We start from the raw sequence: 23,372 nt of genomic DNA, 5'->3' as shown, positions 1-23,372 counted from the left end.
CCCGGCAGGTTTCCGCCTCACGCCGACTCGCCTCAGGAGTCCTCATGAGCTCCCGCAGCATCACCGCCGACCGGCTGCTGACAGCCGCGCCCGACGACCCCGCGCCCCTCGCGGTCTCCACCGCCAGCAAGACCAAACTCGGCCTCATCCAGCTCAGGTTCACCAAGGCCGAGGGCGTCCCGGATGTCGAGTGCACCCGGATCACCGTCACGATCCCCGTGGGTGACACCCACACCGATCTGACCAGCAACCCCGGGAACATCAACCACAGGCATTCCAGCAGCCGCGGTACGTGGAGCATCGCTCCCAGCGGCGACCGGACCACGTACGTGTGCACGCCGCCCGGCCCGAGCAGGAAGTTCGTCTTCACCGACACCGCCCACTTCACCCTCATCCTCGACGCCATCCCGGTCGGCCGCCTGCCCGGCGAAGCGGCGTTGACCCTCACCGCCGCCACCACCACGACTACGACGAACCCATCCGACGAGGAGGACTGGACCGTGCCGATCAGCAAGGCCGTGGACGATTTCTTCTTCTTCCGCGCCTTCTCCTGCGAACGACCACAGATCCCCAACAACGGCACGGCGACGCTGCGCTGGGAAGGAAGCGAGCACGAGACCGAGTACTGGCTGGCGTACGACGGTCGAGCCCCCGAGCGGGTGACCGGCCAGAGCGTGCAGATCGAAGGTCTCCTCGACACCACCACGTTCGTCCTCGACGCGCGCACGCCGAACCCGGAAACCAAGGAGTTCGACCAGCACCACTACCTGTCCACCACGGTCACCGTGAAAGAACCCACCATCGTGGCCAAGGAGCTCACCGCCAAGAAGGTCAGCGTCGCCGACACCTTCACAGCGGACAGCAGCGACAAGACCACCACCCTCCACGGCCGCACGACCTTCGAGGAGGACGTCACCGTCATGGCCCGGCTCATCGTGCACGAATCCATCACCAACGAAGCTGGCACGATGCGGATCGACGCTGGCTCGGGGGACATCACCACGAGCGGGATCGTCCAGGGGGCCAGTGTGAAGGCTGGTGCGAGTTACGGGATCGCTGGCAATGGAGCCATCACCGGATCCAGCCTGAACGCTGGCTCGGGGGACATCACCACGAGCGGAACGGTCCAGGGATCCAGCCTGAAGGCTGGTGCGAGTTACGGGATCGCTGGCAATGGAGCCATCACCGGATCCAGCCTCAACGCTGGCTCCGGTGACATCACCACCAGCGGAATCGTCCAGGGATCCAGCCTGAAGGCAGGCACCAAGTACGGGATCGCCAGCAGCGGAGCCATCACCGGATCAAGTCTCAATACCGGCAGCGGCAACATCACCACCACCGGCAAGGTGAGCGACAACGGCGAGATCCTTCGCTTCGGCCATATGGTCGTCATCAGGAATCAGTACCACTCAGGCGAAGGTCTGAACGAGGACAACGCGACGAAGGCTTACGTCTCACTCAAGGCGATCAAAAACGGCAACATGCGCTGGCGGTGGTTCCTGGATCGGCCCCAGTGAGGGTTCGGGTCTGAGGCTTCCGGAGCCTTGAAACACGGTTCGAAGCGTCGGCCGGGCTGCCCGCTCGGCCGACGGGACCCGGTGTCCGGGTGGGCAGTGGGGGCTGGGGGATGTCGCTGACTGCGGTGGTGGCTCGCCTGCGGTCGGTCCGGTGCGCGTGACCAGCCGGGGCTACTCCCGCTGTCCAGGACGCTGCCTCCGGGCGAGGAGAGTAGTGCCACTGACGACGAGTCCGATGGCGATGACCTTAGCTGCGCCGTGCAGTGTCATCAGGCCGCTGTCACGGTCGAAGTCGCTGAGGAAGACCAGCAGGCCGACGCCGACTCCGGCCAGAACGAGTATCACGCCGCCCACTGGGCCGAGATGAGCCCACCACGGCTCCCCGAACCCTCCGCCTTGCCCGCCCCCGCGCGTCGGCGCGCTCATGTCCTCTTCGTCACCGCCCCTTCCCGAGTCACCAGTCTCGGCAGGTCTGTTCGTCTCATCGGTCACACCCGCTCCTCCCTCACCTTCACTCTTGCTGTCGATCATGGATTGCCGACGATAGCGCCTCCCGGACGATCACGGCCCGTGCACCGATCCGCTGGCAACCGGCGCATGGGCTTCGCCGGATACGTGCGTGGGGCAAATGTGGCGTGAACTCGCCGATGCCAGACGGACCCAGCCAGGAGAGGCTCTCTCTCGCCGCTTGCCTTCGTTGTGGAGCGACGGGGGCCGCTTTCCTTTGGAGGTACGGTGAGACGTTCCCACTCGAGAAGCCTGCCTTGGTGGCGCGGTGCCACCGTCATCGCCGGAGCCGCCATGGTGTCCGCGCTACTGGTCGCACCGGCCGAGGCCACCCCGCCTCCGCTGCCCTGCACCGTGGGGGAGACTTTCGTCGATGTGGCATCGGCACAGGTCGAACCCGTGATCACGCACTTCGAGGCCATCAACGTGACGGATGGGACCACCGCCGAGCGGACCTATACGGTCAGCCGCGTCAACACCGTCTCGACCAGCATCAACAACAGCGTTGAGGTCTCCAGTGCCGCCGGGGGCGTCTTCGCCAAGGTCGCGGTGAAGGTCGGCTTCTCCGTACAGCTGACCAAGGCGACCACCGACAGCGAGTCGACCACCATGCGGTGGGCCTTCAGCCCTGGCTACTACGGGCTCTACAAGGGCACACGCGCCGTCTCGGGAACGTACACCTCGTACACCTGCGCGCGGAACATCTTCACCGGCAACATCGGCTGGGTCGGCCGAGGCCCCAACACCTACACCACGTACTCCAACATGGAGGAGGGCACCATCAGCTGCGGCAACCGACCGGAGCCCGACACGTTGGCCTTCCTGGCCAAGCTCCAACTCGGCTGCTAGGGGCTTCTCACGTGACGTGGGTGGCCGTGTCCTCTAGGCGGGTGTGTCAGCCGGAAACGGGTACCGCAGGGCCGCCCGGTGCCGTGCGGCGCGAATCCAGAAGTTCCGCGCGCATCTCGTCGTGTCGCTGGACCTGTCATGCTGAGCCAGTTCGCTTGGCTCTCACGCCTTGGAGGTCTTGATGCGTGCAGGCGTCGTGGTCGCCGCGCGGCCCGGTGTGGAGGATCTCGCCGTGCGGGCCGAGGAATTGGGCCTGCACAGCTTCTGGCTGAACGACTCCCCGATGGTCCACGGTGACCCGTTCGTCGCCTTGGGCCTGTGCGCGAAGGCCACCCGCCGCATCAAGCTCGGTATCGGCGTGACCTCACCGGCGCTGCGCTCGGCCCCGGCCGCGGCGAGCGGGCTCGCCAGCCTCAACGCCCTGGCGCCGGGGCGGATCATCTGCGGGGTCGGCACCGGCAACACCGCCCGGCGCACCCTGGGCATGCCGCCGGCCACGGCGGCCGCGCTGGAGGACTTCACCACCGCACTGCAGGACCTGTGTGCCGGACGCGCCACCGAGTACCGCGAAGGTGACCAGGTCCGAGACATCCGGTTCCTGCACGCCGGGGCGCACGTGAACACCGCGGACCCGATCGAGTTCGTCGTGGCCGCGCTCGGGCCCAAGGCCGCCGCCGTCGCCGGTCACCGCGGCGCCGGTCTCATCTCCTTCGGCCTGCTGGACCCCACCGCCTGGCACGCGCTGCACGACACCCGCCGCCACGCCGTCCAGAAGGCATCCCGCGAGCCCGACTCCGGCACGGACTCCTACCTGATCACCTCGGTGCACGTACTCGACGAGGACGAGGACCCCCACGGCGACGCGGCCCGGGACGCGACGGGCCACATCGTCATGTCGCTGCTGGCCTTCGCCGCCGACACGGCCGCCGACCGCCACGCCTTCGTCGGGCAACTCGGCCCCGAGGAAAGCGAGGCGGTACAGCGGTACCTCGACCGCCGCGGCACCACCGCCACCGCGCCGGACCGGCACATCAAGCTCTACCCCAACTACCTCGGACGCATCGCACCGGAGGACCGGGACCTGATCCTGCCCTCGCTGATGAACACCCTGGCCCTGGTCGGCACCTGCGACGAGCTCCTCACCCGCGTCACCGCCCTGGAACAGGCCGGTGTCGACGAACTCGTCATCCAGCCGGCGATCGACCCGCCCAAGGAGATGGCTCAGCTCGCGAAGCTCCTCGCCTGAGCAGCCAGCGGCTGGCGCAGCGGATCGCCGCGCGCCTTCAGCCTCTTCCGCCCGCCGCCCCCCACCTCGGAAGCCGCACCCGCCAAGGCTCCGCCCCGCCGGACGTAACGCCTTCTGAGGAGCAACGAAGCGTCCAGCGACAGCATGTGAACCAGCCATCTACAGAAAAGCGGACGCAGGTATTCACTGCTCCACTTCATCTTGCGCGCACAACCATCACGCAGTCTTCAACCTCCAGCCCCGCGCCTGGAGTTGATTCCGCTTGAGGGTGATTTCGGGCCAACAGTCTGTCGGTGTTCCCGCATTACATAAGCAAAAAATTGAAGCCACGCCTACAGTGATCGGGCACTCCGCACCGCTGCGGCATGCGCGGGTGTCCGCCAGCACCAGCAGCTCGCCGCTCTCCGCTCTCCGGACCCGTGTACGTCGCAGCCCCAGACGCGGCAGCGGAGCACGGCTGCCGCTGCCTGCGGCGAGGGGCGACGTTCGGCAGCCTTCCAGTAGAGAGTGATGGTTCGCAATGCGCAGATCAACACGTGTCAAGCAAGTGGCAGTTATCGCGGCGGTCTTGGTCTCGGCCGTAGCCGCCGGGCCCTACGCTGTCGCGTCGGACACTCCTGACGTGCAGGTATCGAAGGATGCCGACCAGGCGACGCTGGCCATCGCGCAGACGGACCGGCAGGCCGTCGAAGCCGCCGCAACCGACTGCGGCGCGGGCTATACCCTCCGCAAGGCCGTCCCCCTTCCCGTGGGAACCGACCCCCGCGAACGTCTGGGAACTCTGTTTGCGTACGAGAACGGCGGCAAGGGGTGCGTCACCCTCGACAACAACATGGGCAGCACGCAGTACATGTACATCAAGATATGCAAGGTCGGAGGCGGTAGCTGTGACACCGACTCCGGAAACTTCAGCCAACTGGCGGGCCCGGTAAGGGTGTCGAGCTTCGCCTGCGCCCCAGTGACGGCCAAGATGGCGAAGACATCCAGCAGCACGCCGTACATCAACTACAAGTCCGACCGCGTCTTCCCCTGTGGATAGCCCCATGCTCGGCCCGCGCCGGAAAGCCACGCAGCCCGTGCTCCTCGCCGCGGCCGCGTCGCTCGTACTGACGGCCTGCGGGTCAGAAGGCTCCGACACGGCGAGTGGCAAGCCTGACTCGGGCTCGGCGGCCTCCGCCAGCCGGGGGCCCGCCTCTCAGGCGGGGGAGACGCCTCCGGCCACGGGGCGGGATGTGCGAGCCAAGGAGGAGCTTCAGAAGGTCCTGGAAGAGCGGGCCAGGAACGCCGTCAGTGGGGTGCCCGTCGCCCCGCACAAGACCGACATCCCCGAGCCTGAGGACTACGGCTACGGAACGGCTGCCGCCAAGGCCCAGGGCGGCGAGGTCATCGCCTATGCGCCACGCCGACAGGACGGTCGGTGGGTCGTCCCTCTCACCGTCAGCAACCAAGGCCGCAAGCGCGCCGCTTACAAGGTCACCATCACGGCTACGGGCAAGAAGGGCGCTGTACCGGTGACGGTGAAGATTCCTTTCGTCTACCCGCGCACCACCTGGCCAACGCAGGTGGACGTCACCGCTGTGGCAGGCACAAGCCCTCAGGACATTCGTGTCGCCGTCAAGGCGGTCAAGAAGAACGACCGTTGGTCGTAAACCCGCACTGACCAGCTGCCTCGTGCGCGTCCAGCCGACGCGTACGAGGCAGTTCGCCTGTCGCCGAGGCTGGCCGTTCCAGCCTTGCTGGATCGCTCATCCGTCAGTTGGCCGCGTTCAGAATGGCTGGGCTTGGAGTTCGCCGCGTCAGGATGGCTGGACTTGGTCGAAGAGGGCGAGGGCTTCGGCGGGGTCCGGGCTCACGAGGCGTTCCAGGCCGGTCGTCGTGATTGTGGCCCACTTGCTGGCTCGTACCCACATCTGTTCCTCGAAGGCGCGGACGGCCCCGTCCAGATCTGCGGGGCCGGTGGCGATGGCCTCGGCGAGTTCGGCGCCTTCGAGCATCGCGAGGTTCGCGCCCGCTCCCAGAGGGGGCATCAGGTGGGCGGCGTCGCCCAGTAGCGTCACGCCGGGGACGTGGGTCCAGGTGTGGGAGACGGGCAGGGCGTAGAGGGGACGGCGGGCGAAAGCGGTGCCGTGGCGGAGGAGGTCCAGGACGGGAGCGGCCCAGCCCTCGAACAGGGCCAGCAGACTCGATCGCGTGGCCTCGGCGTCGCCCAGGTCCCGGTCCAGGCCCAGGCGCGTGTGCCAGTCCACCGGCGCACGGAACTGGGCGTACACCTTGACGTGGCCGCCGCTGTTGCGCTGGGCGACGAGCGCTCGGTTCACGCCGTACACAGCCAGGGAACCGTCGCCGACCAGCCGGGCGAGGTCGGGGTGGCGGGTGTCGACGTCGTCCAGGGAGGTCTCGACCATGGTGACGCCGGTGTAGTGCGGCGTCACCGGCGAGACGGCCGGGCGGGTCCGGGACCAGGCGCCGTCCGCGCCGACCACGAGGTCGAACGCCTCCTGTCGCCCGTCCGCGAAATGGACGCGTACGCCGTCCCGTGCGCCCGGCACCACCTGCGTCACGCCCCGCCCCCACTGGACGTCGAGCGGGCCGAGCAGCAGGTCACGGAGTTGCCCGCGGTCGATCTCGGGATTGGCCCGGTCATCCGGATGGGGTGGCCAGTCCCGCAGAACGCTTCCGTCCGTGTCCAGGATGCGCATGGCCTGCCCCTCGGGACGGGCCAGCGCCTGGAACCGCGCCAGCAGCCCCGCCTTGTCGAGCGCGCGCTGGCCCAGCCCTTCGTGCAGGTCAAGCGTGCCGCCCGGGGGGCGGGCGGCGGGGGAGGGGTCGCGTTCGAGGACGGTGACGGGGTGATCGTGGCGGTGCAGGACACGGGCGAAGGTGAGGCCGGCGGGGCCGCTCCCGATCACGGCAATGCGATGTCTCATATCAATACACTGTATTGACATCGTGCAGTGCATCGCAACAGTACGATGTGACCATGACTGTCTGGGACCGGCCGGAGCCGCCGACTCGCCCCGTGCCGCTCGACCGGGAGCGGATCGTCGCCGCGGCCATCGCCCTGGCCGACGAGGGCGGCCTGGAGGCGGTATCGCTGCGCAAGCTCGCGGCCCGGCTGGGCGCTGGCCCGATGCGGCTGTACGGATACTTCTCCACCAAGGAGGAGCTGTTCGACCTCATGCTGGACGAGGTCAACGCCGAGATCCTCCCCGAGGAGCGGCCCGGCGACTGGCGGGAGGCGCTGAGCACCCTCGCCCACCGCACCCGGCAGACCGCCCTCCGCCACGAATGGCTGGCCGACCTGCTCGGCGGCCGCCCGTCCCTGGGCCCGAACGGCCTCGCCGTGGCCGAGGCCACGCTGGGCGCCCTGGACGGCCTCGCCGATGTCGACACCGCCCTGCGCGCCGTGGAGACGGTCAGCTCCTACTCCACCGGCGCGATCAGGCGCGAGATCGCAAACCTGCGCGCCGAGCGCGCCACGGGCCTGTCCCAACACGACTGGCAGCGCGCCTCCGGCCCCCATATGACGAAAATGCTGGCCACGGGCCGCTTCCCGGCACTGACCAAGGCCGTGTACGACGGCGCGGACGTGGACGCCGAGACATCCTTCACGACGGGCCTGGACTGGGTCCTCGACGCCGTGGCCGCCAAACTCGCCCGGCCGTCGGCGTGATGCTCAGGTCTTGCCGAAGGTGAGCGAGGCCCTTTGCCTAGGCGGCGCCCGGGAGGCCCGGCCCTGGATTGCGCCACTGAGGGTGTTGTCACTGCGCCTGGCAGATCGACAGCCCGCTCGATGAGGTGCGGGCACTGGAAGGGGGGCGCACTAGGGCCATGCCGTGGTGGCGCGAAGGGGCTCAAGGGCTCCCTAGTGCCCGGTAACTCCACCCAGAGGCCCGCCACGCATCGGCGTGGAGGGTGCCGCGTCCGTCGATGACCTTCGGGGTTGCGGCGCGGGTAACGAGGCGGTGCGGGTCGATGTGGGAGTACTGAGGCCACTCGGTCAGGTGCAGCAGCAGGTCGGCGTCTTGGACAGCGGTGATGGGGTCGTCCATGTAGTCGAGCCCGGGGTGGGTCTTGCGGGCGTTGTCGAGGGCCTGGGGGTCGGTGACGGTGACGGTGGCTCCGAGTTCGTGGAGTTTCTGGGCGACGGCGAGGGCCGGGGAGTCGCGGATGTCGTCTGTCTCGGGCTTGAACGCGGCTCCCCAGACGGTGATCCGTTTCCCGGAGAGGTCGGCGCCGAGCTCTTCGCGGGCCAGCTCGATCACGCGCTCGTGGCGGCGGGTGTTGACCGCGTCCGCCTCGCGCAGGATGCCGACGGCCTGGCCGGCGCCGAGGTCGTCGGCGCGAGCGATGAAGCCGCGGAGGTCCTTGGGCAGGCAGCCGCCGCCGAAGCCGAGGCCGGGCCGCATGCCGCGGCGGCCGATGCGGACGTCGTGGCCGAGGATGTCAGCGAGCTGGGCGACGTCGGCGCCGGAGGCCTCGCAGACCTCGGCCATCGCGTTGATGAAGGAGATCTTCGTGGCGAGGAAGGCGTTCGCGGCTCCCTTGGCGAGCTCGGCGGTGGCCCAGTCGGTGGTGATCGTCGGCGTCCCCGCTTCGATGAACTTCGCGTAGCACTGCCGCAGCACCGACTCGGCCCAGGAGTGCTCGGTGGGGAAGCCGAGGACGAGCCGGTCGGGGCGGAGGGTGTCGTCGACGGCGAACGACTCGCGCAGGAACTCCGGGTTGAAGGCGACCTCGACCGCGTCCTTGGCGGGTGCGTATGCGTGCAGCAGGTCACGGACGCGTGGGGCGGTGCCGACCGGGACGGTGGACTTGACGGTGACCACGGCCGGGCCGGTGAGCCGGGGGGCCAGGCGGCGGGCGGCGTTGAACAGGTGGGTGAGGTCGTAGCCATGGCCGTCGGGCTGCGGCGGGGTGCCGACAGCGATGAAGTGCAGGTCGGCGAAGTCGGCGGCTTCCGCGTAGGAGGCGGTGAACGTCAGGCGCCCGCTGGCGGTGTGCTTGGCGAGGAGGCCGTCGAGGTCGCGTTCGTGGAACGGGGCCTTGCCGGAGTTGAGGGTCGCGACCTTGTCCATGTCGGCTTCCATGCCCAGGACCTCGTGGCCGAGTTCGGCCATGCAGGCCGCGTGGGTGGCGCCGAGGTAGCCGCAGCCGATCACGGTGAGTTTCACGGGGGTGTCCTTCCTGGTGGGGCCGCCGCCCGGCGGCCCCGGTCGGGACACGGTCAGGCAGGGTGAGCGGCCAGATAGCGGTGGATTGCGTCCCGGATGAACGGGGGGATGGAGAGGACGTCGAGGTGCTCGGGGGCGAAGTACTGGAGTTTGACGCCCTCGGCCAGCGGCAGCTGGGTCTCGTCGCCGTCCCAGTGGGCGGCGAAGAAGGTGATGGTCTGGCCGGAGCCGTGCTCGTCGCGGGTCTCGAAGAGTTCGGTCAGTTCCTCGACGGCCAGGCCGGCTTCCTCGTCGAGCTCACGGACGATCGTCTGGGCCGGGCTCTCGCCCGGGTCGGTGCCGCCGCCCAGCAGGCTCCAGTGGTCGGGCCAGGCGATGTGCGGCAGGTCGTCGCGCAGGTGGAGGAGGAGTTCGCCGCGGCGATTGGTGATGATCGCGACGGCTCCGCGGGCGGTGGACGGCTCCTGGGCCGGGGTGGTGTCCGAGTGCATCCAGTTACCGTAGTAAGGCAGTTGAGGATCATGCGGCAGCCCTCACCGTCTGGTCCGAAAACCAGGCCGCTGCCATCAGGGCCTGCATCCTCGTGCGGTCGAAGCGGCCCCCGCGCTTGAGACCGGACTGAAGCAGCGGCCGCAGCGAGGTGGGAGCCTCGGCGAGCGCGGTGTGGATCTGCGCGTCGGCCCAGTCCGCGAGCGGGCCGTTCAGCCAGGCGGGGACGGGGCTGGCGAAGCCGAGCTTGTCCCGGCTGCCCCAGACCTCCCGCGGCAGGCCGAGGGCCTTCGCGGCGTCCCGCAGGATCCGCTTGCCCTGCGCGGGATAGCGGATCTTGTAGTGCTCCGGGAGCCGGTAGGACAGCTCCACCATGTCCCGGGCGAGGTAGGGGGACCTGCGTTCGAGGGCGTAGGCGGAAGCGAGCTTGTCGCTGGTCATCACCAGCGGACGCCAGGCCGTGGCCAGGTCGGCCAGGGTGAGGGCCCGTGCCAGGTCCCCGCCCGCCTGTTCCATGGCAGTGGTGATCAGGTCGCGGACGCGGCCGTCGGGGTCGGGGCCGCGCAGGACGAGCCGGGTGACGGCCTCGGCGGGCTCCAGGTCCTGACCGGCGGTGTGCGTGAGCTTGGCGGCCAGCGGCCGGTAGGCCCCCATCCCGGCGCCCAGAACGGCATCGGCGCCGAAGAGGACCAGGGCATGGCGGACGTAGCCCATCAAGAACTCATCCGGGCCGAGCCCGCCGACGACAACCCGCAGGCCGAGGTCGGCGGCCTTGCGGTAGGCCATGTACTCGGAGAACGTGGACGCGTTTCCCATCGGGTAGTCCAGCGCGCCCATCATGTGCGGCAACACGGTGGTGAAGTCGACCGGGCCGGGCTCGACCACGACCAGTTCGGCGTCGATGTCCCGCGCGATCACCGCGGCGGTCTGCGACTCGTCCAGGCGGTCCTGGCCCGGGTAGCGGATGGTGACGCAGACCGGTGGCCGCATCAGGTAGCCCAGAACCGCCGAGTCAAGGCCGCCCGAGAGCAACAGCGCGAAGTCGCAGGCCGGGGCCCGCAGCGGGATCTGCTCGGACAGCAGGACGGAGAACGCCGACAGGGCCTGCTCGTAGGTGCCCGCGAAGGGCTCAGGGCCGGTCAGCGACCACCAGGTGGTCTGTGTCAGGGAGCCGGTGGCGACGTCGAAGGCCAGCAGCGTGGCGGGCGCCAGCAGCTGGATGCCCTGGAACGGAGTGTCGACCCCGGTGGGGGTTTCGATCGCCAGCATCTCCGGCCGCAGCACCAGGGATGCCAGGCCGTAGCCGGTCAGGGTGGTGACCTCGGAGGCGAAGGCCAGGCGCCCGCCGTCCAGGCGCCAGTAGAGCGGCTTCTCCCCCAGCCGGTCCCGCGCGAGGAAAAGCTTCCCGGCCCGGGGGTCATAGACGGCCAGAGCGAACATGCCGTCCAGCCCCTCCAGGCAGGACGGGCCGATCTTCTCCCAGGCCCGCAGCAGTAAGTGCGCGTCGCTCTCGCAGTCGCCCAGCCGGATGCCCCAGGCCTTGGCCTGCTGCCGGTAGTTGTAGATCTCGCCGTTGAAGGCCAGCAGCACCCCGGACGCGCGGTCGAGGTAGGGGCCGGGCATCGCCCGCGGGTTGGCGATCAGCAAGGTGTTCATCGACAGCATCGCGCGGTCGTCTCCGGCGGCGGCGTGCAGGGTGCCGTCGGGGCCGCGGTGGGCCTGGGAGGCGCCCATCGTCTCGACGGTCAGGGCATGCCGGGCGGCATCAGCTCCGGCCAGGCCCGCGATTCCACACATGTCTGGGTCACCTCCGGTGATGTGGTGGTGCCGTGGTGGCCGCCGCCGAAGAGCGATCTGTCCGGCGGCGGCCCGGACCCTCATCACAGCCGTCCGCGACGGGCCGGGGGGAGGCTCGCAAGGGGGGCTCACAGCTCGCGAACCCGGTTCGCCTGGGGCCGTCAGGCAATATCCTCTGTGGCCCAACGTGTGGAGTGCGTACGACTCTTTGCTCAGCCGCCTGCGCGAGTCGGCCGCCCTCCCGGCAACCGGCAAGGGGTGAAGGTCGTGGCATCGACCGTTCGCCGGTCCCGTCCGCCCAACGTGGACCTGGCCCGACTCATCGAAGCCTCCGGCGCGAGCCACAAGTCCCTGGCTCTGCGCGTCAACCAGCTCGCCCACGCCGCCGGGATAGCAAGCGACTACTCACACACGTCCGTGGCGAACTGGTGCCGCCGCGGCATGACCCCGAAATGGCCGGTCCCCCGCCTGCTGGCGCAGGCCATCGCGGAGAGGCTGGGACGGCCGATCGCTCTGGCGGACATCGGCATGGGCGAGCCGACGACCATCGACGCGGATGTGGGGTTGGATTTCCCCAGGGACCCCTCCGGCGCCGTCAGCGCCGCCACCACGTTCTGGAGATCCGTGAACCGCCGCGACTTCATGGCCGGATCCGGCTTCGCCGCCTCCGCCTTCACCACCCCCGTCACCCGCTGGCTCGTCACCCCCGCCGACGACAGTGCCGAACGCCGCGGGAGCCACCGGGTCGGCCGGGCCGACCTGGACGAGCTGCGGGAAGCCGCCGACGACGCCCGCCACTGGGACTCCCGCTTCGGTGGCGGGAACTGGAAGGCCAGCTCGGTCACCTCCTGCCTCGACCATCGCGCGGCCCCGTTGCTGCAAGGCGACTTCAGCGACCAGGTCGGCCGCGAACTGTTCTCCGTGACCGCCGAACTGTCCCGCCTGGCCGGGTGGACCGCCTTCGACGTCGGCGAACACGACGAAGCCCAGCGGCACTTCATCCAGGCCCTCAGCCTCGCCCGCGCGGGCGGGGATGTGCAGCTGGGCTGCTATGTGCTGACCACCATGGCCCTGCAGGCCCTCATGCGCGGCTTCGCCTCCGAAGCCATCGACATGACCCAGGGCGCCTTCAACCGGGCCAAGAGCAAGGCCGCCCCGAGAGTGCTGGCGTTCACCAGACTCATCGAGGCCCGCGCGCACGCCCGCGAGAACGACGCGCGGGCTGCCTCACGCGCCCTGGCCGCCTCCGAAGACCTCCTGGACCAGGCCCGACAGGACCGTGGCGACGAACCCGGCTGGATCGACTTCTATCACCACGCAAGGCTCTCCGCGGACGCCTCCGAAGTCTTCCGCGACCTGAACAACCCCAAAGCAGCCCTGACCTGGAACCAGCGGGCCGCCGCGATGCCGCCGGGAGTGTTCACCCGCTCCGTCGGCATGCGGCTCGCCATCGTCGGAACCGCCCACCTCCAAGCCCGCGACCTCGACCACGGCCTGCAACTCGGCCACCGGTCCATCGACATCCTCGCCCGGGTCCAGTCCACTCGGGCCACGGACTACGTCCGCGAGTTCAACACTGCCCTCGCCCCCTGGCGCCGCGAAACAGCCGTCCGCGAGTTCATCCACCGCACCCGCACCGAACTCGGCGTCGCCGCCTGACGAAAACCGGAGGCGGCCGCGACAGCTGGGATCGCGGCCCCGCCCCTTGGCTGGCCAACTACGAGTTGCGTACTCACCTCCGCGGCCGGGTCGGAGGATGTCCCCTTCGCCGCCGGACGGACACGGTCTGCCCCGCCCGGCCGCACGCTCAGCCCCGGTCGCCCAGGTCCAAGCGGTCAAGCAACCCGGCGTCGGTGAAGGCGGCGAGCAGTTCGTCGCGGCCCTCGGTGAAGTGCGCCCAGCTGTCGTAGTGGACGGGAACCACCCGGCGGGCGCCGAGGATCTTGGCGGCCTCGGCGGCCTGCGCGCTGTCGAGGACGATCAGGGCGCCGTCGAAGAGGACGGGGAAGCGGGGCGCTCCGGCGAACAGGATGGCGGTGTCCACCGGGCCGAACCGTCCGGCGATCTCCTTGACGAGGTCGAGGGAGGCGTTGTCGCCACTGACGTAGACCGTGGGCAGGTCCTCCCCGGTCAGGACGAAGCCGACCACTTGGCCGGTGATCGGTTCGACCTCCTCGCGCGCGCCGGGCCCGTGGACGGCCGGCACGCCCGTGACCGTGATCGTGCCACCGCCGGGGCGGTCCAACGCGATGGACTCCCAGTCGGCAAGCCCTCTGGCCCCCGCGCCCAGGCGCTGTCCGCCCCCAGGTGTGGTCAGGGTCAGCGCGACGTCGGCGAGCAGTGCCCGGCCTGAGTGGTCGAGGTTGTCGGGGTGCTCGTCGTGGGAGAGCAGGACCACGTCGATACGGCCGAGGTCGGCCGGCGCGGCGGAGGCGGGCGCCGTCTTGGTCAGCTGGGCGCCCGGTACGGGGTAGTCGCGGGGCGCGTCGAAGGTGGGGTCGGTCAGGAAGCGCAGGCCGCCGTACTCGAAGAGCGCGGTGGGGCCGCCGAAGACGCGGACGGGAAGCTGCTCGTGGTCGGCGGGCGTGCTGGTGTCAGCCATCGAAACCTCGGAATCTCACGAATGAAGGGCGCTCTATCCGTGAGGACCATAGCCCATGACTCACGGATGAGCGCAACCCGTACCATGAGAACCATGAGTGAGACCCCGACCGCCGAACCCGCGCTGCCGCCCGCGCCGGGAGCGGAGGACCACCTGGCCCTGGACTTCGTCAACAGCGCCGTCGCGCTGCCCGGAGGGCACTTCACCGACCTCCTCGGCACGCCCGGGACCACGGCCCGGTGGCTCTTCGACCACGGCCTCGCGCCGGTCGGCACCCCGGTGCAGGAGATGTGCGCGGCGCAGCTGCGCTCCCTGCGCGAACACCTCAGGTCACTGTTCGCCGCGCGGGTCGCCGGGGTGCCCGCCCTGCCCATGGCGCTGTCCGCCGTCAATGACGCGCTGAGCAAGGCCCCCACCGCCGCCCTGCTGTACTGGGACGAGAAGAACGGCCCCTATCGCGCGGCGCCCTGCCCCACCGACGAGATCCTCGGCCGCGCCCTCGCGACCCTCGCGGCCAACGCGGCCGACCTCCTCACCGGCCCCGACGCCGACCGCCTCACCGCCTGCGGCTCCACCCCCTGCAACCGCTACCTGCTGCGCCACGGCCGCCGCCACTGGTGCTCCACCCGCTGCGGCGACCGCGCCCGCGCCGCCCGCGCCTACGCCCGACGCACCCAGCCGACACCAGACTGACGAACCCCGCACCGCGCAGGAGAGCCGCTCGACGGCCAAGCGTCGCCCGGTCGTCACCGACCCGCACCGGCCTCAGAGGCGGCGACGCCCACCCCGAGCCCAGTGGAATGAGCGCGCCGCCGCAATGTCCTCGAACAGGGCGGTCACACAGTCCAGCAGGGGGCGGCGCTGTTGCCTATGTGTGGATCGGTATACACCCACCCTCTCTGGACATTGCCCTGAATGGCGGGACCGGTCATCGATGCGCCTGTTCTGCGAAATCCCGAACTCGCCCCCGGCGGGCGCTGATACGTTTTGATCGCGGTAAGGTAGGTAATTCTCGAAAGTGCGGAGCGGGATTTACGTCAATGCGTAAGTGAAGGCGGGTGCTGGTGTGACGGCAGGGGGTGATGGTGCGGCAGTGAGTCGATGGAAGACGGTAGTCACCATGTGCCTCATCTTGGCAACTGCTCTGATGATTGCCTTCTTGGTGGTCGGTATCGAATCCAGAGTCTGGCGACTCGTTACCCTGTTTCTCGCAAGCGCCACCATGGCGGGGGTTGTTATACGCATCCCCTCCTCTTGGCGTACCCGCTGGGGGTTGCTGGCTACGTCCTTCTTGGCGGCAGTGGGGGTGCTGCCCATACTTATCGATGAACCAGACTCTCCTGCTCCACCGAGCCGCACTGAGAAGCGGGTCAACGCCGACTATTTGACAGAGCTGATCCGGAAGGGTCCGTTCACTGAACGACTTCCGATCGGCTTGCGGGTTGTCGGCTTCAAGGACGTTCTTATCAGCGAGCCTGCCCCGAGGGCTGGAGCTGTGGCGATGAGTATCCGCTGGCCCCCGCCGCCTGAAAAGCCCTTCGATGACCCCGGGGAGGGTGAGGCTGACCCGAGTGCGCATTTCGAGATCTATGAGAATCCGGGTGACGCCGCCCGTCGTGCGGATTCACGGATGGCTCAGCTGAAGCGACAGTACAAAGAGTTCGATCCCCAGATACATGGTGACCGGAAGTCTTTCTTTAAATTCGGTAACAATGAAATTATCGCTGGTGGAGCTCGGGGGCATGTGTACGTAGAAGCCTATAGTTTCCCTCATGCCAACTTCTATATTTCCCTGGCGACCGGTACGGTGAATTCGATGCTGAAGTACGCGGGGAAAATGGAGAAGCTCGCCGCAACTGAAGGAAACTGATACCGCACATGGCTCACCACGGGGGCGAAGCACTGCGCTCTCCGTCCACGGCCGAGCGCCGTCCTCCGTCCTGCCCTGGCCAGGCAGGTCCGTATCGTAGGCGCGAAGGCTGTTCGCATGTTCGGGGGTTGGGTGCACATCGCAGGTCACGCCACGTGGGACCGGGACTTTCCGGTGAAGTACGTCCTGGTTCAGGAGGACGAGGACGGTGTGGAGCGGCTCTGGGGGAGGTGCGCGGGTGTCGAAGGGCTGTTCGTCGAGCCGGTCCCGCCGTCACGGGAGTTCCTCACCCTCCGCGGCTGCCGCCCCGACGGTCTCCTGAGCCAAGTCCTGGCCGAGCCCGACGTCTCACCGCGGAGTCTGGGCGACGTGTGCGTCGAGGTCTGGGACGGCGCGCGGCCCGTGCAGTGGTGGACTCTCGGTGATGCGGTCGTGGTGGCCTCTCAGCGTTGCTCGGCTGATCTGGCGCGGTACGACATCGTGCTCGGCGCCGACGTCAGGAGCGAGGAGAGCTTCTTCGAAGTGCCCGCGGCGCCGCGCTTCGAGCTCTTCGCGGGGACGGCGGCCGCCGCGGCACGTGCAGGGCGGTGCTCCGCCGTGGACGGCCTGTTCAAGCCGCGAGCGGATCCGGCCCCCGTTCCGATGGAGCTGATCGGCTGCGAGCCCGCGGAGCCCCTGCTCGCGGCGCTACGGCGACCGCGTCGGGTGGAGCGGGACTGGGCCTACCTCCTGATGCTGGATCGCCATGGTGCCGTGATGGCCTCCCGCATCGTGGGCCTGGCCATCACTGGAGCGCGCCCGTCCGTGCTCGGCGGCACGCTCGTCGACATCACCCTCACCGATGGCGGAGACGATCGGCCAGCGCCGTCGGCCCGCCCGATCTGGGCGCAGTGGTATCAGGGCCCGCCGACAGAGCCCAACCTATGGGCGCCGTATGACGCGCGGGGCAGAGCCGAGTGGCTGGACCTCACCACTCGCGCCTGGCGGGTGCCCGCGCCCCAGCCGGATCGGTCCGGCGGTGAGCACCATCTCGACGGCCGGTTCGTCACGGACGTTCCCGGTCTGCACTGCGCGATCGCCGAGGCCCTGCTCGGGCCCGGCCGTTACTTCGGCCGGGAGTGGAACGCGTTCAAGGACTGCCTGGCCGGTGGCTTCGGAGTGGCCCCGCCCTTCACCTTGACCTGGCACGACTCCGAGATCGCCCGCCGCGCGCTGGCGGGCGTCGTGGAGGATCCGAAGGACGGGCTCTCCTACTTCGAGGACATCGTGCGGCTCCTCGAACAGCGCGGCGTCACAGTCCGGCTCCGGTGAGCCGCAGGTGCCCGAGCGAATGACCTCTGGACAGGCTGAACGGGTTGCGGCGCCTGGTGTGTAGGGTGGCCCGCCATGACTGAACTCGGGTCCGTCCCCTGGCCGCCTGCCCCGATCAAGACCGATCGGCTCGTACTCCGCGAGCTCGAGGCCAGGGACCGTGCGACGTTCATCGAGCTGCTGGCGTCGCCGGAGGTGCACACCTACCTCGGCGGCCCTCGCCCGCGTGAAGGGCTTGAGCGCGAACTGCCCGGGGTTCCTGAGCGGCGGCCCGGGAGTTTCGTCGTTGACCTCGACGGGGCGATGATCGGCCAGATCCTCCTCAGGAGGGCACCGGAGCACGGTCGCCCGGCTGCCGTGGGGAAGGTGGACCTCGGCTACCTGTTCCTGCCGCGGGCCTGGGGCTTCGGGTACGCCGCCGAGGCGTGTGCGGCGGCACTGGACTGGTTCGGCGGCGCCCTTCCCGGCGAGCCGGTCGTGCTCCACACCCAGACCGCCAACGCAGGCTCGATGCGCCTCGCCGCGAAGCTGGGGTTCACCGAAGTAGAGCGGTTTCATGCCTGGAACGCCGAGCAATGGCTGGGCCTGCGGTCCCCGGGCACGCCCTCCGACGCGTGAGCGAAGAGCACTGCGGCGACGGGGAGCGGGTCTCTGGGGCCCGCGCGGTCGGGCCCCCAGAGAACCGGTCCCCGAATGGTCAGGCCAGGTCGAGGAAGCTCCACCGGGCGTCCGGCTGGGCGCCGCTCAGCCACTTGCCGCAGTTCTGGAGCACGACCGGGTTCGACGTGATGTGCTGCGTCCCCGTCCCGAGGTCGCGCAGGAAGCGGTCGATCGGGCCGCGGCGGATCGCCGCCGAGCCCGCCCATCGGTGTACGGTGCGGCCCACCTCGGACACGGTCGAGGTCGTGTGGTTCAGGACGAGACGGATGAGAGTGTCCTGCTCCGGGCTCGGCAACTCGCCCTGGTCCAGGGTGTGTTCGACGTTCCGCCAGACGTCGTACGCCCAGGCCCGGGCTGCCCGTAGCCTGGCCTCCGCCATCGCGTACTCGGCGTGGAACTGGGAGGTGTCGACCGGGGCGCCTCGTGAACCGGTCCGCGCCGCGGCGACCCGCTTCAGCTCGTCCAAGAGCCGTCGGCCGACGCCCAGGGCCCAGCCCGTGTGGCCGATCGCTGACATGTTGACCAGGCCGAGACGGTAGAGGGCACCGCCGTTGACCGGGGTGTCCGTGGTCGCGACGTAGGTGTACTCGTGCGGTACGTACACATCGGTGCAGTGGTAGTCGATGCTGTGTGTCGCGCGAAGGCCGAGCACGTCCCAGTTGCCGTCGAGGGTCACCTGCGACTTCGGCATCGCGAGGACCCGCAGCTCGCCGGTGTCCTCGACCTGGATCGCGCTGTGGATGTGGGTGGCATGTGCCATCCCGGAGGCGAACTGCCATTGGCCGCTGACCCGGTAGCCGCCCTCCACGGGGACGGCCCGGCCCGGTCGGGTGCCGTGCCCGGAGAGCAGCGCGTACTTGCCGTTTCGCACGTCGGGGAACAGTTCGGCCGCCGCGTCCGCGGCGAGGTACGCCGCGGTGGTCCCGGTCATCATCTGCAGCGCGAACGTGGTCCACCCGGCCGAGGCGTCGTGGTAGCTCGCCCGCTCGGCCGTCTCGATCAGCTGCCGCGGCGCGAACTCGTATCCGCCGAGGCTCAGCGGGAGTTCGGCCCGGATGATCCCGGTGTCAAGCAGCGCCCGCGCCGTGTCCTCCGGGAGCCGCCCCAACTCCTCGGCGGCGTCGGCCCGTTCGTCGAGCATTCCGCCGAGCGCGTCGATCCGCTCCAGTACCCCCGCCAGTTCCGCACTGACATGCAGCTGACCCGTGCCCCCCATGAGATCCCTCTCCCTGTGGTGTGTTTCCCGATCGTCTCACGCGCGTCTCACGCACCCGCCTTGAGGTCCGGTTGGCAGGGTCCAACCAGTCGCCTCAGAACGGGTGTTGAAGCCACTGCCGCCCGCACGTACCCGCGTGGCGGCGACTATGGCATCGACCCGCTCAAGGCTCCGTCTGGAGAACGGTCCCTCGCAGGCCACGGGCAGACACTCGTGCGCGTCGTCACCGTCCGGCCCGCCGGATCGAGGACCAGCGTGACCAGGCAGGGGCGGGCGGACAGGTCAGTGAGATACGGGGCCAGGCCCAGCAGCCCCTGAGGGTGGCCGGGGAACAGGGTGCGGGCGGTCACGAACAGCGCCAGTTCCAGCGGTCCTTCGGCGGCCCAGGCGATGCTGAGGCCGAGACGGCGGCCCGACAGGCGGCGCACTCCGTCGGGCAGGCCCTCCTCCAGCCCGCGCGGTGCCTCGATGTGGCCGGTCGAGCGGAGGAAGGGAAGCAGGTCGTCGAGCCCCGAGGCAGGCAGCCGGAAATACAGCTCGGTCCGCCGCCGGGTCGGCTCCACGCCGAGCAACCGGGGGATCGTTCCGTACGGCAGCCGTGCCAGCCCGGACACCACGCGCTCCGGCAGGGGCAGGCCGGGCGGCAGCACCGACAGAGGAACGCCGGGGTGGTCGGCCGTCGCGGCCGGTGACGTGCCGGACGGCCTGGGGGAGGCCCGGTCGCTTCGGGGGACGGCGGCGTCGGGAGCTGCGCGTTCGGTGGTGAGTTCCGCGTACACCTTGAGGCGCTCGCCGCGGCCCGCGATCCAGGCGCCGAAGCGCAGGTCCCGCCCGGCCTGGTGGGAGACCAGCGCCTGCCGGGTGGCGGCGGGGAGCGGGGGCCCGGTCCGCTCAAGCAGGCGCAGTGCCCGGTCGAGCCGGGCGGATTCCGGCAGTTCAGGCCCGGCCACCTCGGCGGCCCACTGCCACGTCCGGTCGGGCAGTACGGTCACCTCGACCGGGAAGCCCGACGGGGTGAGCCGACTCCACGATGCGGCCACGTCCGGCCACGCGCTCGCCTCAAGGCGGGCCACCGCTTCGTCCAGCGCCACGGGCAGCCGGGGCTCCGTCGGGCCGGACGAGCGGGCGGATCCCGGGGAAGGACCGGCGGCCCTCGCGCCCGCCAGCGGGGCGACCAGCGACTCCACGGCGGAACGGATACCGGGAGCGCGGACGTGGGCGGGTGTCATGCCAAGCCGATCCCGATGATGGTCTCCTCACCGTCCACAGGTGCGTGCTGGATGAGGCTGCCGTCGGCGGTGACGACGGTGACCCGGTGGCGGAAGGTGCGACGGGCCGGGTCGAGCAGCGCCAGGCGCAGGGTCACCGGTTCGGTGGCGGTGCCTGGAATGTCGATCCGTTCCGTGCGGGCGTAGGAGTGGGCCGGGTCGTGGTACTCGACGTCGAGGAAGGCCTCCCGGACCTCACCCGGTCCGAACAGCGGCACGGCACGGATGTCGAGCGCGTCGGTGAAGGGGTCGTCGACGGGCAGGAACGACGCTTCGCCGGTGAGCGGGGGACCGGAGCGGGAGGTGCCGTTCCTGAGGTGGTGGGTGAACCTCGCGCTCCAGACGCGTTGAGCCGGGTCGCTCAGCCGCAGCTGCCACAGCTGGGTGTCCCCGCCGGGGACCACCCGGAGGGTGTCGGTGTGGGCGAAGGACGCCCCGTCGTCGTAGTCGAGCTGTACGTCGATCGCCTCCACGATCCCGGCGTCGATCCGGCCCGGGAACACCCGCAGGGTGAGGAACCCCAGGTCGTCGCCCGGGTCCACGGTCAGTGTCCGGTCGACGCTGGCCCGCGGCGGCAGCTCGTAGCCGAGTTTCTCGCCGACCCAGCCGGAACCCGCGTCGAAGTGGTACTGCACTCCGACCCGGAAGCCGAGCTCGTAGGTGGCGTTGAGGAAGGTCTCGAACCGTTTCGGGCCGCGGTCGTTGGCGGTCAGCCGGAACTCCTCGTGCCGGAGGTGAGCGGCGTCGGCGGGATCGCCGTAGTCGATGGACACGTCGGCGGACGAGAGCCCGACGCGCTCGAAGTCGGCCGGCGAGACGATGTCGACGTTCAGCTTGCGGAAGAACGGGTCGTCCAGGTCCACGTCGATGAGATGGCTGTTCTTGTTGGGCAGTTGGTCGAGGAGCAGCCCGATGAAACCCTGCGGCGCGTAGGTGCGCTGCACGGCCTTCTTGCGGTCGTAGACGAGCTTGAGTGTCTTGCGCTCCTCCTGGCGGACGAATCTCAGCCGGAAGGACACCAGGGCGGGTGTGGAACCGCTCTGCGGGTTGGTGGGGTTGGTGGGATCAGTCGGGTTGGTGGGGTTGGTCGGATCGGTGGGGGTGGTGGTCGGGCGGGGTTCGCGGGAGAGCGTGGCCTGGAGGGAGACGGCCTGGCCCGGCGCTGCCACCAGGCTGGTGATCTCGGCGACCCGGTCCTGGACCCGCTGCTCCTCCGGCTTGACCCCGCCCGCGGCCCGCCCCCGGCTGAAGCCCGCGGCCTGCGCCGCCGTGACCGTCGCCCGGTTGGCGATGATCCCCTTGGCGACGGCGAGGCGGCGCTCGGAAAGACGCTGGTTCAGCGCGACGATGTGCGGCGCGTCGTTCCCGTCGTAGCTGGCGTGCGCGCTGACCGTCACCGCCTTGGCCCCGGACAGCCGGTCCAGCCAGGCGTGCAGGGCGGCCGCTCCGCCCGGTGGAGGGCTCTGGCCGGGCGCGGCGCTCTGGCTGAACTTGGGGTCGGGCGGGAGCGGGGAGTTGAGCAGGTAGGAGGAGTAGACGGGGTTCGAGGGGGAGGGGGAGAAGCCCTGCTCGTGCGGTTGGTCGAAGGTGAAGAGCAGCTTGAACGTCTCGGTGACCGGGGCCGGGGCGGGCCAGTGGACGGTGACGGGATGCGTGGTGCCCGGTTGTACGTCCACGGTGATGTTGCCGTTGGCGTCGGCGCTGCGGGGCTGGCCGTCCACGGTCACCACGGCGCCTGCCGGGCCCTGCACGCGCAGGGTCTCGGTGGTGCCGGTGGCCGCCGGGGTGTGGCTCAACGCGTGCCCGGCGGGCAGGGGGCTGGGGCTGGTCGTGGTGGTGACCAGTTTCGCGGCGGGCAGGGGGCCGGGGGTGCCGCCGCCTGCGGGGGAACCGGTCCCAGTGCCGGTCCCAGTCCCGCCGCCGCTCGGCGTACCGCCGCCCCCAGTGGTCCCGCCTCCCGCCGGAGTCCCGCCGCCCTGGAGTTTCTTCAGCCGCTCAAGGACCGCGTCCAGACCCTCCGGCGGATCCGCGCCCTTGAGCTTGCCCAGGTCCAGTGACGGCTCGAACCACTTCGACAGCAGCTCGCTCTTGAAGAAGTCGAGGGCCCACTTCTCCTTCTCCTGGCGGTCCTGCGCGGTGTCGTAGTCGATCACGTTGATCTTGATGGCGCCGTCTTGTACGAGCTTCTCGAACCCGGCGTCGATACCGGCCCGCAGCCAGTAGATCTGCGCCTCGAGACCGGCGGAGAAATGCGTGTAGACCCGCTCGAAGTCGGCGGTGATCTCCACGTGCAGGTCGGGGGTCAGCGCCGAGTACTGCAGCTCGTAGATCACCCCGACCGGCGTCGCGCCCTTCTCGAAGGCCTGCTTGAGGATGGTGGCGCCCTGCTGGGACAGGGCCAGCGAGAAGATGGCCGTCTCGTCACCGACCAGGGAGGGTTTGGTGGCGCCGAGGATCGTCGTGACGGGGACGAAGGCTCCGGGCGGGGGTTCGGTGGTGGTCCCGCCGGGGCCCGAGAGGTTGAGCGCGACGCAGCGCACGGTGCCGGTGTCCACCGGGGCCGGGGCCAGCCTCGGCTCGGCGCCACGGAGCAGACCGGACGCCCGCGCGAGGATCTTGGCCCGGGTGGCGGCGGGGAGCGTCACCACCGACTGGAACATGAGGAACCCGCCGCCGGTGATCCCGGCGTCGCCCACGGCGGGCCGGTAGCGGATGAACGTGAACGCGGGCGAGCCGTCCGGCAGGGTGCCCAGGGAGACCCTGGAGGGCAGGTACCAGAACTGGGTGGGATCGGCGGAGTCCCTGAGGACCTGGACGCCGTCCTCTTCGAAGGTGTCGTTGCCGAGTTGCAGCACGGAGGCCTCCC

20 protein-coding genes are annotated in these 23,372 nt (G+C 69.8%); 11 read left to right on the top strand and 9 right to left on the bottom strand.

Annotated elements, in window-relative coordinates:
- Positions 1 to 44 precede the first annotated feature (44 nt).
- A complete protein-coding gene (locus AC07A4_RS11960; RefSeq protein WP_478596418.1) occupies positions 45 to 1,517 on the top strand; it encodes a hypothetical protein in 1,473 nt (490 codons plus the stop codon).
- Between the two features lie 171 nt (positions 1,518 to 1,688).
- Here AC07A4_RS11960 and AC07A4_RS11955 read toward each other — a convergent pair whose 3' ends face one another.
- A complete protein-coding gene (locus AC07A4_RS11955) occupies positions 1,689 to 2,048 on the bottom strand; it encodes a hypothetical protein (protein ID WP_478596416.1) in 360 nt (119 codons plus the stop codon).
- Positions 2,049 to 2,318: 270 nt separating this feature from the next.
- Between AC07A4_RS11955 and AC07A4_RS11950 the strand changes: the two genes are divergently transcribed.
- The 4 genes from AC07A4_RS11950 to AC07A4_RS11935 all read left to right on the top strand — a co-directional run bounded on the left by AC07A4_RS11950 (position 2,319) and on the right by AC07A4_RS11935 (position 5,768).
- Complete coding sequence (locus AC07A4_RS11950) at positions 2,319 to 2,873, top strand: hypothetical protein (RefSeq protein ID WP_478596413.1); 555 nt, start codon at positions 2,319 to 2,321, stop codon at positions 2,871 to 2,873.
- Positions 2,874 to 3,054: 181 nt separating this feature from the next.
- Positions 3,055 to 4,119 carry an LLM class flavin-dependent oxidoreductase gene (locus AC07A4_RS11945; RefSeq protein ID WP_478596410.1) on the top strand — a complete coding sequence of 355 codons (1,065 nt, stop codon included), beginning with the start codon at positions 3,055 to 3,057 and terminating at the stop codon, positions 4,117 to 4,119.
- A 622-nt stretch (positions 4,120 to 4,741) separates the two neighbouring features.
- The gene (locus tag AC07A4_RS11940) at positions 4,742 to 5,158 is read left to right on the top strand and encodes a hypothetical protein (protein WP_478596408.1); all 417 of its coding nucleotides are present in this window, start codon (positions 4,742 to 4,744) and stop codon (positions 5,156 to 5,158) included.
- Positions 5,159 to 5,351: 193 nt separating this feature from the next.
- On the top strand, positions 5,352 to 5,768 hold the full coding sequence (locus AC07A4_RS11935; RefSeq protein WP_478596405.1) for a hypothetical protein: 417 nt from the start codon (positions 5,352 to 5,354) through the stop codon (positions 5,766 to 5,768).
- A 147-nt stretch (positions 5,769 to 5,915) separates the two neighbouring features.
- Here the strand turns inward: AC07A4_RS11935 and AC07A4_RS11930 are convergent, their stop codons facing one another.
- Positions 5,916 to 7,046: an FAD-dependent oxidoreductase gene (locus AC07A4_RS11930; protein ID WP_478596403.1), complete on the bottom strand. Its 1,131-nt coding sequence runs from the start codon at positions 7,044 to 7,046 to the stop codon at positions 5,916 to 5,918.
- Positions 7,047 to 7,099: 53 nt separating this feature from the next.
- On the opposite strand from AC07A4_RS11930, the gene AC07A4_RS11925 reads away from it, so the two are divergent.
- On the top strand, positions 7,100 to 7,792 hold the full coding sequence (locus tag AC07A4_RS11925) for a TetR/AcrR family transcriptional regulator (protein WP_478596401.1): 693 nt from the start codon (positions 7,100 to 7,102) through the stop codon (positions 7,790 to 7,792).
- Between the two features lie 181 nt (positions 7,793 to 7,973).
- Here the strand turns inward: AC07A4_RS11925 and AC07A4_RS11920 are convergent, their stop codons facing one another.
- The 3 genes from AC07A4_RS11920 to AC07A4_RS11910 are packed head-to-tail and all read right to left on the bottom strand — an operon-like array spanning position 7,974 to position 11,579.
- The gene (locus AC07A4_RS11920) at positions 7,974 to 9,293 is read right to left on the bottom strand and encodes a UDP-glucose dehydrogenase family protein (RefSeq protein ID WP_478596398.1); all 1,320 of its coding nucleotides are present in this window, start codon (positions 9,291 to 9,293) and stop codon (positions 7,974 to 7,976) included.
- 53 nt (positions 9,294 to 9,346) lie between these two features.
- On the bottom strand, positions 9,347 to 9,784 hold the full coding sequence (locus tag AC07A4_RS11915) for an NUDIX domain-containing protein (protein ID WP_478596395.1): 438 nt from the start codon (positions 9,782 to 9,784) through the stop codon (positions 9,347 to 9,349).
- 28 nt (positions 9,785 to 9,812) lie between these two features.
- Positions 9,813 to 11,579: an asparagine synthetase B family protein gene (locus AC07A4_RS11910; protein ID WP_478596392.1), complete on the bottom strand. Its 1,767-nt coding sequence runs from the start codon at positions 11,577 to 11,579 to the stop codon at positions 9,813 to 9,815.
- A 267-nt stretch (positions 11,580 to 11,846) separates the two neighbouring features.
- Here AC07A4_RS11910 and AC07A4_RS11905 point away from each other — a divergent pair, with 267 nt between their 5' ends.
- A complete protein-coding gene (locus AC07A4_RS11905; protein WP_478596389.1) occupies positions 11,847 to 13,238 on the top strand; it encodes a sporulation protein in 1,392 nt (463 codons plus the stop codon).
- A 148-nt stretch (positions 13,239 to 13,386) separates the two neighbouring features.
- Here the strand turns inward: AC07A4_RS11905 and AC07A4_RS11900 are convergent, their stop codons facing one another.
- Entirely contained in the window at positions 13,387 to 14,181 is a 795-nt protein-coding gene (locus AC07A4_RS11900) for an MBL fold metallo-hydrolase (protein WP_478596386.1), read from the bottom strand.
- 93 nt (positions 14,182 to 14,274) lie between these two features.
- On the opposite strand from AC07A4_RS11900, the gene AC07A4_RS11895 reads away from it, so the two are divergent.
- The 4 genes from AC07A4_RS11895 to AC07A4_RS11880 all read left to right on the top strand — a co-directional run bounded on the left by AC07A4_RS11895 (position 14,275) and on the right by AC07A4_RS11880 (position 17,980).
- The gene (locus AC07A4_RS11895) at positions 14,275 to 14,874 is read left to right on the top strand and encodes a CGNR zinc finger domain-containing protein (RefSeq protein WP_478596383.1); all 600 of its coding nucleotides are present in this window, start codon (positions 14,275 to 14,277) and stop codon (positions 14,872 to 14,874) included.
- 427 nt (positions 14,875 to 15,301) lie between these two features.
- Entirely contained in the window at positions 15,302 to 16,051 is a 750-nt protein-coding gene (locus tag AC07A4_RS11890; RefSeq protein ID WP_478596380.1) for a hypothetical protein, read from the top strand.
- A 132-nt stretch (positions 16,052 to 16,183) separates the two neighbouring features.
- A complete protein-coding gene (locus tag AC07A4_RS11885) occupies positions 16,184 to 17,362 on the top strand; it encodes a barstar family protein (protein ID WP_478596377.1) in 1,179 nt (392 codons plus the stop codon).
- Between the two features lie 75 nt (positions 17,363 to 17,437).
- The gene (locus AC07A4_RS11880; RefSeq protein WP_478596375.1) at positions 17,438 to 17,980 is read left to right on the top strand and encodes a GNAT family N-acetyltransferase; all 543 of its coding nucleotides are present in this window, start codon (positions 17,438 to 17,440) and stop codon (positions 17,978 to 17,980) included.
- Between the two features lie 79 nt (positions 17,981 to 18,059).
- Here AC07A4_RS11880 and AC07A4_RS11875 read toward each other — a convergent pair whose 3' ends face one another.
- From AC07A4_RS11875 to AC07A4_RS11865, 3 genes are all read right to left on the bottom strand, one after another.
- The gene (locus AC07A4_RS11875) at positions 18,060 to 19,238 is read right to left on the bottom strand and encodes an acyl-CoA dehydrogenase family protein (protein ID WP_478596372.1); all 1,179 of its coding nucleotides are present in this window, start codon (positions 19,236 to 19,238) and stop codon (positions 18,060 to 18,062) included.
- Between the two features lie 146 nt (positions 19,239 to 19,384).
- A complete protein-coding gene (locus AC07A4_RS11870) occupies positions 19,385 to 20,467 on the bottom strand; it encodes a hypothetical protein (RefSeq protein ID WP_478596369.1) in 1,083 nt (360 codons plus the stop codon).
- On the bottom strand, positions 20,464 to 23,361 hold the full coding sequence (locus tag AC07A4_RS11865; RefSeq protein WP_478596366.1) for a hypothetical protein: 2,898 nt from the start codon (positions 23,359 to 23,361) through the stop codon (positions 20,464 to 20,466). The genes AC07A4_RS11870 and AC07A4_RS11865 overlap by 4 nt, the downstream gene beginning before the upstream one ends.
- Positions 23,362 to 23,372: the final 11 nt, after the last annotated feature.

The organism is Streptomyces sp. NPDC043996, assembly GCF_056435225.1.
The sequence above is the reverse complement of the archived record's forward strand: the minus strand, read 5'-3'. Positions and strand labels throughout refer to the sequence as shown.

Coding starts and splice junctions, on each gene's coding strand:
- AC07A4_RS11960 (WP_478596418.1), top strand. CDS start 45: ATGAGCTCCCGCAGCATCACCGCCGACCGGCTGCTGACAGCCGCGCCC.
- AC07A4_RS11955 (WP_478596416.1), bottom strand. CDS start 2,048: ATGATCGACAGCAAGAGTGAAGGTGAGGGAGGAGCGGGTGTGACCGAT.
- AC07A4_RS11950 (WP_478596413.1), top strand. CDS start 2,319: ATGGTGTCCGCGCTACTGGTCGCACCGGCCGAGGCCACCCCGCCTCCG.
- AC07A4_RS11945 (WP_478596410.1), top strand. CDS start 3,055: ATGCGTGCAGGCGTCGTGGTCGCCGCGCGGCCCGGTGTGGAGGATCTC.
- AC07A4_RS11930 (WP_478596403.1), bottom strand. CDS start 7,046: ATGAGACATCGCATTGCCGTGATCGGGAGCGGCCCCGCCGGCCTCACC.
- AC07A4_RS11925 (WP_478596401.1), top strand. CDS start 7,100: ATGACTGTCTGGGACCGGCCGGAGCCGCCGACTCGCCCCGTGCCGCTC.
- AC07A4_RS11915 (WP_478596395.1), bottom strand. CDS start 9,784: ATGCACTCGGACACCACCCCGGCCCAGGAGCCGTCCACCGCCCGCGGA.
- AC07A4_RS11910 (WP_478596392.1), bottom strand. CDS start 11,579: ATGTGTGGAATCGCGGGCCTGGCCGGAGCTGATGCCGCCCGGCATGCC.
- AC07A4_RS11900 (WP_478596386.1), bottom strand. CDS start 14,181: ATGGCTGACACCAGCACGCCCGCCGACCACGAGCAGCTTCCCGTCCGC.
- AC07A4_RS11895 (WP_478596383.1), top strand. CDS start 14,275: ATGAGTGAGACCCCGACCGCCGAACCCGCGCTGCCGCCCGCGCCGGGA.
- AC07A4_RS11890 (WP_478596380.1), top strand. CDS start 15,302: ATGTGCCTCATCTTGGCAACTGCTCTGATGATTGCCTTCTTGGTGGTC.
- AC07A4_RS11880 (WP_478596375.1), top strand. CDS start 17,438: ATGACTGAACTCGGGTCCGTCCCCTGGCCGCCTGCCCCGATCAAGACC.
- AC07A4_RS11875 (WP_478596372.1), bottom strand. CDS start 19,238: ATGGGGGGCACGGGTCAGCTGCATGTCAGTGCGGAACTGGCGGGGGTA.
- AC07A4_RS11870 (WP_478596369.1), bottom strand. CDS start 20,467: ATGACACCCGCCCACGTCCGCGCTCCCGGTATCCGTTCCGCCGTGGAG.